This is a genomic window from Clostridium sp. AF02-29 (genome assembly GCF_934835585.1).
Lineage (GTDB): Bacteria > Bacillota > Clostridia > Lachnospirales > Lachnospiraceae > Otoolea > Otoolea fessa.
The window spans coordinates 1-5,284 of sequence record NZ_CAKVZK010000061.1; the positions used below are offsets into that span (position 1 = coordinate 1).

Below are 5,284 nucleotides of genomic sequence, written 5' to 3' on the forward strand. Positions count from 1 at the left end.
CTCGAAGAAATGTGGAATCGTTTTAAGCGTGTAAACTATTTTGTTGATGATCTTTCGTGGGGAGAAGTATCGGAAACAATAGTAGATAAGATTGAAAAAATTGCAGTCAGTTAATTCGAGGCAAACCAGATTGAAACATCAATCCAATAATATGAATGTGCTGATGGAATTTATCAGAAGAAATGTAATGAATTGGTATGAAAAGGGAATAAAAATAAAAGACAGGAACAAGTTTTGAAGAAATATCCTCTAAGAGATAGTGAAATATCTATTGTCTTAGAGGATTTTTGTTGAAGAATTTTAATATTCAAGAGTTTGTTTTTTCCTCTTTGACATTAAGCTATGGTTTAAGCCGTAGCTGGCTTTATGTTAGTAATTTTGGAGTAGGATTCGTGAGAGTTCTACCCTGTTGTTGATTTTGACAGTGATGTAAGAGAACGACGGATATGCAGTGAAACCATAATACAATAAAAAGAATATTTGCTGATTTCTCATGAACGTGATACACTTATAGATAAGCTGTATCGGCTGTCGATCACGACCGTTTCGGCGGTGTGAAAATGAGAAATTCCGGCACCGGAGGCTTTCAGAGTCACGATCATGCGACCGTGCGAAAGTTCCGGTGCCTTTTTATTTCAAAGGAAAGTGCGCCCTGATGAAAGCGGCAGAGAATATTTTGAGCGGTATTTGAGAAAGGAAACAGGAGATGGATGACAAAAAAATAGCCGTACTGATCGATGCGGAAAATGTGTCCGGCAAGTATATCAAGCTGATTTTAGATGAGGTCAGCAATTATGGAAGTGCGACATACAAGCGCCTTTACGGCGATTTTCAGACGCCGAGCGTGCGGGCGTGGATGAAGAACCTGCGCGACTATGCGATCACGCCGGTTTTCCAGTACAATTATACGCAGGGGAAAAATGCCTCCGATTCGGCGCTGATCATCGATGCGATGGATATTTTATATTCGGGCAATGTGGATGGCTTCTGTATCGTCACCTCGGACAGTGATTTTACGAAGCTGGTGCTGCGCCTGCGTGAGTCAGGCATGACGGTGATCGGCATGGGAGAGCGCAAGACGCCGAATGCATTTGTCTCGGCGTGTGAGACATTTAAATTCCTGGATATTTTATTAAACGATGAAAATCCGTCGCAGAATCCGTCCCTGCCGCAGACGCGCAAGGAGAGTGAGGCGGATGGTTCCAGAAAAGAGGCAGAGAAAGAAAGCGATCCGAATGCAGTCAGCAATATTCCGAACATGGAGGAGATGGAGAAAGAGATTATCTCGATCATCAACACACATGCGGACGATGACGGATGGGTGGATTTATCGGAGCTGGGAGACAATCTTCCAAAGCGTGTGCCGGGATTTGACCCGCGAAATTATAAATGCACGAAGTTAAAGCAGTTTATCGAGCTGTTTGATTGCGTTGAGGTTCGGTCAGCGCGCAATCCGCACAATAAGATTCTGTCGATCATCTATGTGCGTGTCAAACAGAAAGAAGAAAAGCCGGTACTTTCCAAGGTACGGCGCGGCGGAAAACGGAAGAAGGATGCGGACGCGGAAGAAGAGTAAGCATATGCGGTTCGTATGAGAATAAAAAGTTGCAGAAGCGGCTGTGATTCGTATGAGGCTGGAAGAATGCAGCAGTGGTTGTAGTGTTGTGTCAGCTGTTACAAAGACAGACTGTAAATTGAAAAGTGAAGGATAGCAGATAGGAGAGACAGGAATATGACAAAGGAAGAGCTTGCATTAGAGGTAATTGATCGCCTGAAAAAAGAATATCCGGATGCGGGCTGTACGCTGGACTACAATCAGGCGTGGAAGTTGCTGGTCAGTGTCCGTCTGGCAGCGCAGTGTACCGATGCGCGTGTCAATGTGGTAGTCAAAGGATTGTTTGAGAAATATCCAAATGTGGCGGCATTGGCGGATGCTCCGGTGGAAGACATCGAGGCGATTGTGAAGCCGTGCGGTCTGGGACACAGCAAGGCGCGGGACATCAGCGCCTGTATGAAGATGCTGCGCGACGAGTACGGCGGGCATGTGCCGGATGATTTTAACGCTCTGTTAAAGCTTCCGGGAGTCGGCAGAAAGAGTGCCAACCTCATTATGGGGGATGTGTTTGGAAAACCGGCGATCGTCACGGATACGCACTGCATCCGCCTGGTAAACCGGATAGGGCTGGTGGAAGGAATCAAGGACCCGAAGCGCGTGGAAATGGCACTCTGGAAGCTGATTCCACCGGAGGAGGGCAGCGATTTCTGCCACCGCCTGGTGTATCACGGGCGCGAAGTCTGTACAGCGCGGACGAAACCGTACTGTGATAAATGCTGTCTGCAGGATATCTGCGCGAAGGCAGGCGTGAAGTAGAAAGTCTGAAAAAGTCATGGAAACAGATGCAGATAGGAAAAGGATGACAGGAGGCAGAAAAATGGACGAAGAACGGCAGGAGACAGCGGATTGGCGCATCGTCTGGCAGATGTTTTTTCCATGCGTCATCAGCGATTTAATCGGCGGATGCGTGGAGGTGCTGGGGCATCTGAATGGAAATATGGGAAGAATCGTTTCGTCGCTGCTTACAGTTGTTGTGATTTATCCATTTTACTGGCGGAGGATCCAGAAAAAGAAAGAAAACAGGCGCATAGCAGAGGCAGACGGGATGAAAGAGCAGGTCTCTCCACAGATAAAGACGACAAAGGGAGAGAAAAGTGGATATTTCTGGGAAAAAATGCCGGATGCGTGGAAAATCCTGCTGGGGGCAGCTGCGTTCAGCGCTGTGTTTAACATGATTTTCTGGGCATTAGAAAAAAAGGAGATTTTCCTGGGAGTGCTGCATATTGCAGTGCAAAAGGTTCGGATGACTGGGCAGGCAGCTGAAGCGGTGTCTCTGTGTTTGAAAATGCCTCAGGGGGATATGCTTGCGGCAGCTCTGGGAAAAGGTGCGTCGGAGGGCGCCGCCGCTTTATTTTCCGGCGCCCTGTGGCAGCAGTTCTTTCTCATGGGCATTGCCGCCCCGCTTTCCGAAGAACTGCTGTTTCGCGGCATTTTATTTGAGCGCCTGCGTATGGCGCTCCCATTTTTCTGGGCGGCACTTGGATCGGCGGCATTTTTCGGGTTGGTGCATGGAAACTGGGCGCAGGGGATTTATGCGACGCTCATGGGACTTATACTGGCGTGGCTGTATGAAAAAAAGAACCGTCTGTGGGAACCTGTGTTATTTCACAGTGCAGCAAATTTGACGGCGATGCTGATGCGGGGGCTTCTCTGGCACTGGTGAGGACATAAGAATACAAACAATTTCGAGAACGCAGGATTGTGTTTGCTCGAAGAAAGAACAGGAGGAGATACTACGATGCTTTCATTTGCAAGCGATTATACAGAGGGCGCCTGCGAGGAGATACTTCAGAAGCTGGCGGAGACGAACCGGGAGAGTCTGCCGGGATATGGCATGGACCGGTACTGCCAGAGTGCCGCCAGAAAAATACAGGAGGCGACCGGATGCCCGGAGGCGGAGGTTTATTTTCTGGTGGGCGGTACCCAGACGAATGCGGTCGTGATCAGCAGCATTCTTGCACCGTATGAGGGCGTAGTGGCAGCGCAGACAGGGCACGTGAGTATTCATGAAGCCGGGGCGATCGAGTACACCGGGCATAAGGTGTTGCAGCTTCCGGAAAAAGATGGGAAGATTGATCCGGCGGATCTGCAGGAATATCTGCAAAATTTCGAGGCGGACGCAAACAATGATCATATGGTATTTCCGGGAATGGTGTATCTTTCCCATCCGACGGAATACGGAACCTTATACAGCCGGAAGGAGCTGCAGGCGATCTCGGAGATCTGCCGTTCGTATGAAATCCCGCTCTATCTGGACGGAGCGCGTCTTGGATATGGTCTGGCGGGAGAGGAAAATGACCTGAGTCTTTCGGAGATCGCGCATCTGTGTGATGTGTTTTATATCGGCGGCACGAAGGTGGGCGCATTCTGCGGAGAGGCAGTTGTATTTGGTGAGAAGAAGAATGTTCCGGCGCATTTTATTACCCGGATCAAGCAGCAGGGCGCGCTGCTGGCAAAGGGACGCCTGCTGGGAATCCAGTTTGACGTGCTGTTTACAGACGGGCTGTACGAGCGCCTGGGACGCCATGCGGTAGAGATGGCGGCGGCTTTAAAGAAAGGGTTAAAACAGCGCGGTTATACGTTTTTCCGTGAGTCCCCGACCAACCAGCAGTTTGTGCTCTTGGAAAATGACCGGATGGAGCAGATTGAAAAAGAGGTTTCCGTGAGCTTCTGGGAGCGGTATGACGAGGATCACACAGTTGTTCGTTTTGCAACGAGCTGGGCGACCAGAGAGGCGGATCTGGAACATTTGTGGGAGATTTTAGATCGGATTGAGGCAGAAAGAGAGAAGTAGAGATGGAACGTAATGTAACGATGGCGGAGATTTCAGATGGAAAGCTGTACAGCCGGGACGATATGGTAAAAGCCGGATGCGATGATTGCCGGGGCTGTTCGGCGTGCTGCCACGGAATGGGTAATTCGATCGTGCTGGATCCATATGATGTGTACCGTCTGACCGCTCTGCGCGGGGACACGCTGGAACATCTGCTGGAGGAGAAAAAGGTGGAGTGGAACGTCGTGGACGGACAGATTCTGCCAAATCTGGCGCTCCGGAGCGGGGCGGATGAAGCCTGTGGGTTTCTCGATGAAGCAGGGCGCTGCCGGATCCATGCATACCGGCCGGGTATCTGCCGCCTGTTTCCACTGGGGCGCTTTTATGAAAATGGAAGTTTCCAGTATTTTCTCCAGATTCATGAGTGCAAAAAGGAAAACCGGACGAAAGTCAAAGTGAAAAAATGGATCGATACGCCAGATTTAAAGCGGTATGAGGCGTATATCAGCCGGTGGCATTATTTCTTAAAAGATATAAGAATGGCGGAAACGGAGGCGGCGCAGAACCTTTTGGCAGAACCATGCATCGGAACGCCGGAGGAACAGGAGATACAGAAGAAAAACCGTGCCACTGCGGTAGCCGAGCGCGAAAAACGGCGCAATCTGTTGATTATGAAACTGTTCTATCTGCTTCCGTATGATGGAGAGAAGGACTTTTACGAGCAGTTTGAAAAGCGGATGCAGATGGCGGAGCGGAGTTTGCGATAAATCCTTTGTTGAAGACAAATCCGCAAGGATGTTTGCCCGCAGCTGTGAAGAGGCAGAAACGTTTTGACAGAGTGAATAGGTAATTGCGAAACTCAAAATTGAAATATAAGAGCAGTTATCCACAATAAA

At 49.3% G+C, this 5,284-nt stretch carries 5 protein-coding genes; all 5 read left to right on the forward strand.

Annotated elements, in window-relative coordinates; translation table 11 throughout:
- Positions 1 to 706 precede the first annotated feature (706 nt).
- The 5 genes from PUQ60_RS11165 to PUQ60_RS11185 all read left to right on the forward strand — a co-directional run bounded on the left by PUQ60_RS11165 (position 707) and on the right by PUQ60_RS11185 (position 5,155).
- Positions 707 to 1,576: an NYN domain-containing protein gene (locus PUQ60_RS11165; protein ID WP_273381407.1), complete on the forward strand. Its 870-nt coding sequence runs from the start codon at positions 707 to 709 to the stop codon at positions 1,574 to 1,576.
- A 156-nt stretch (positions 1,577 to 1,732) separates the two neighbouring features.
- Positions 1,733 to 2,371: an endonuclease III gene (nth, locus tag PUQ60_RS11170; RefSeq protein ID WP_273381405.1), complete on the forward strand. Its 639-nt coding sequence runs from the start codon at positions 1,733 to 1,735 to the stop codon at positions 2,369 to 2,371.
- Between the two features lie 61 nt (positions 2,372 to 2,432).
- Positions 2,433 to 3,278 carry a type II CAAX endopeptidase family protein gene (locus PUQ60_RS11175; protein WP_273381403.1) on the forward strand — a complete coding sequence of 282 codons (846 nt, stop codon included), beginning with the start codon at positions 2,433 to 2,435 and terminating at the stop codon, positions 3,276 to 3,278.
- Between the two features lie 75 nt (positions 3,279 to 3,353).
- Positions 3,354 to 4,409, forward strand: coding sequence for an aminotransferase class I/II-fold pyridoxal phosphate-dependent enzyme (locus PUQ60_RS11180; protein WP_273381401.1), 1,056 nt, complete (start codon positions 3,354 to 3,356; stop codon positions 4,407 to 4,409).
- 2 nt (positions 4,410 to 4,411) lie between these two features.
- Positions 4,412 to 5,155, forward strand: a complete 744-nt coding sequence (locus PUQ60_RS11185; protein ID WP_273381399.1) for a YkgJ family cysteine cluster protein — start codon at positions 4,412 to 4,414, stop codon at positions 5,153 to 5,155.
- Positions 5,156 to 5,284 lie beyond the last annotated feature (129 nt).

Excerpts from the sequence above, each read along its gene's own strand:
- PUQ60_RS11165 (WP_273381407.1), top strand. The coding sequence starts at position 707 with ATGGATGACAAAAAAATAGCCGTACTGATCGATGCGGAAAATGTGTCC.
- nth (WP_273381405.1), top strand. The coding sequence starts at position 1,733 with ATGACAAAGGAAGAGCTTGCATTAGAGGTAATTGATCGCCTGAAAAAA.
- PUQ60_RS11175 (WP_273381403.1), top strand. The coding sequence starts at position 2,433 with ATGGACGAAGAACGGCAGGAGACAGCGGATTGGCGCATCGTCTGGCAG.
- PUQ60_RS11180 (WP_273381401.1), top strand. The coding sequence starts at position 3,354 with ATGCTTTCATTTGCAAGCGATTATACAGAGGGCGCCTGCGAGGAGATA.
- PUQ60_RS11185 (WP_273381399.1), top strand. The coding sequence starts at position 4,412 with ATGGAACGTAATGTAACGATGGCGGAGATTTCAGATGGAAAGCTGTAC.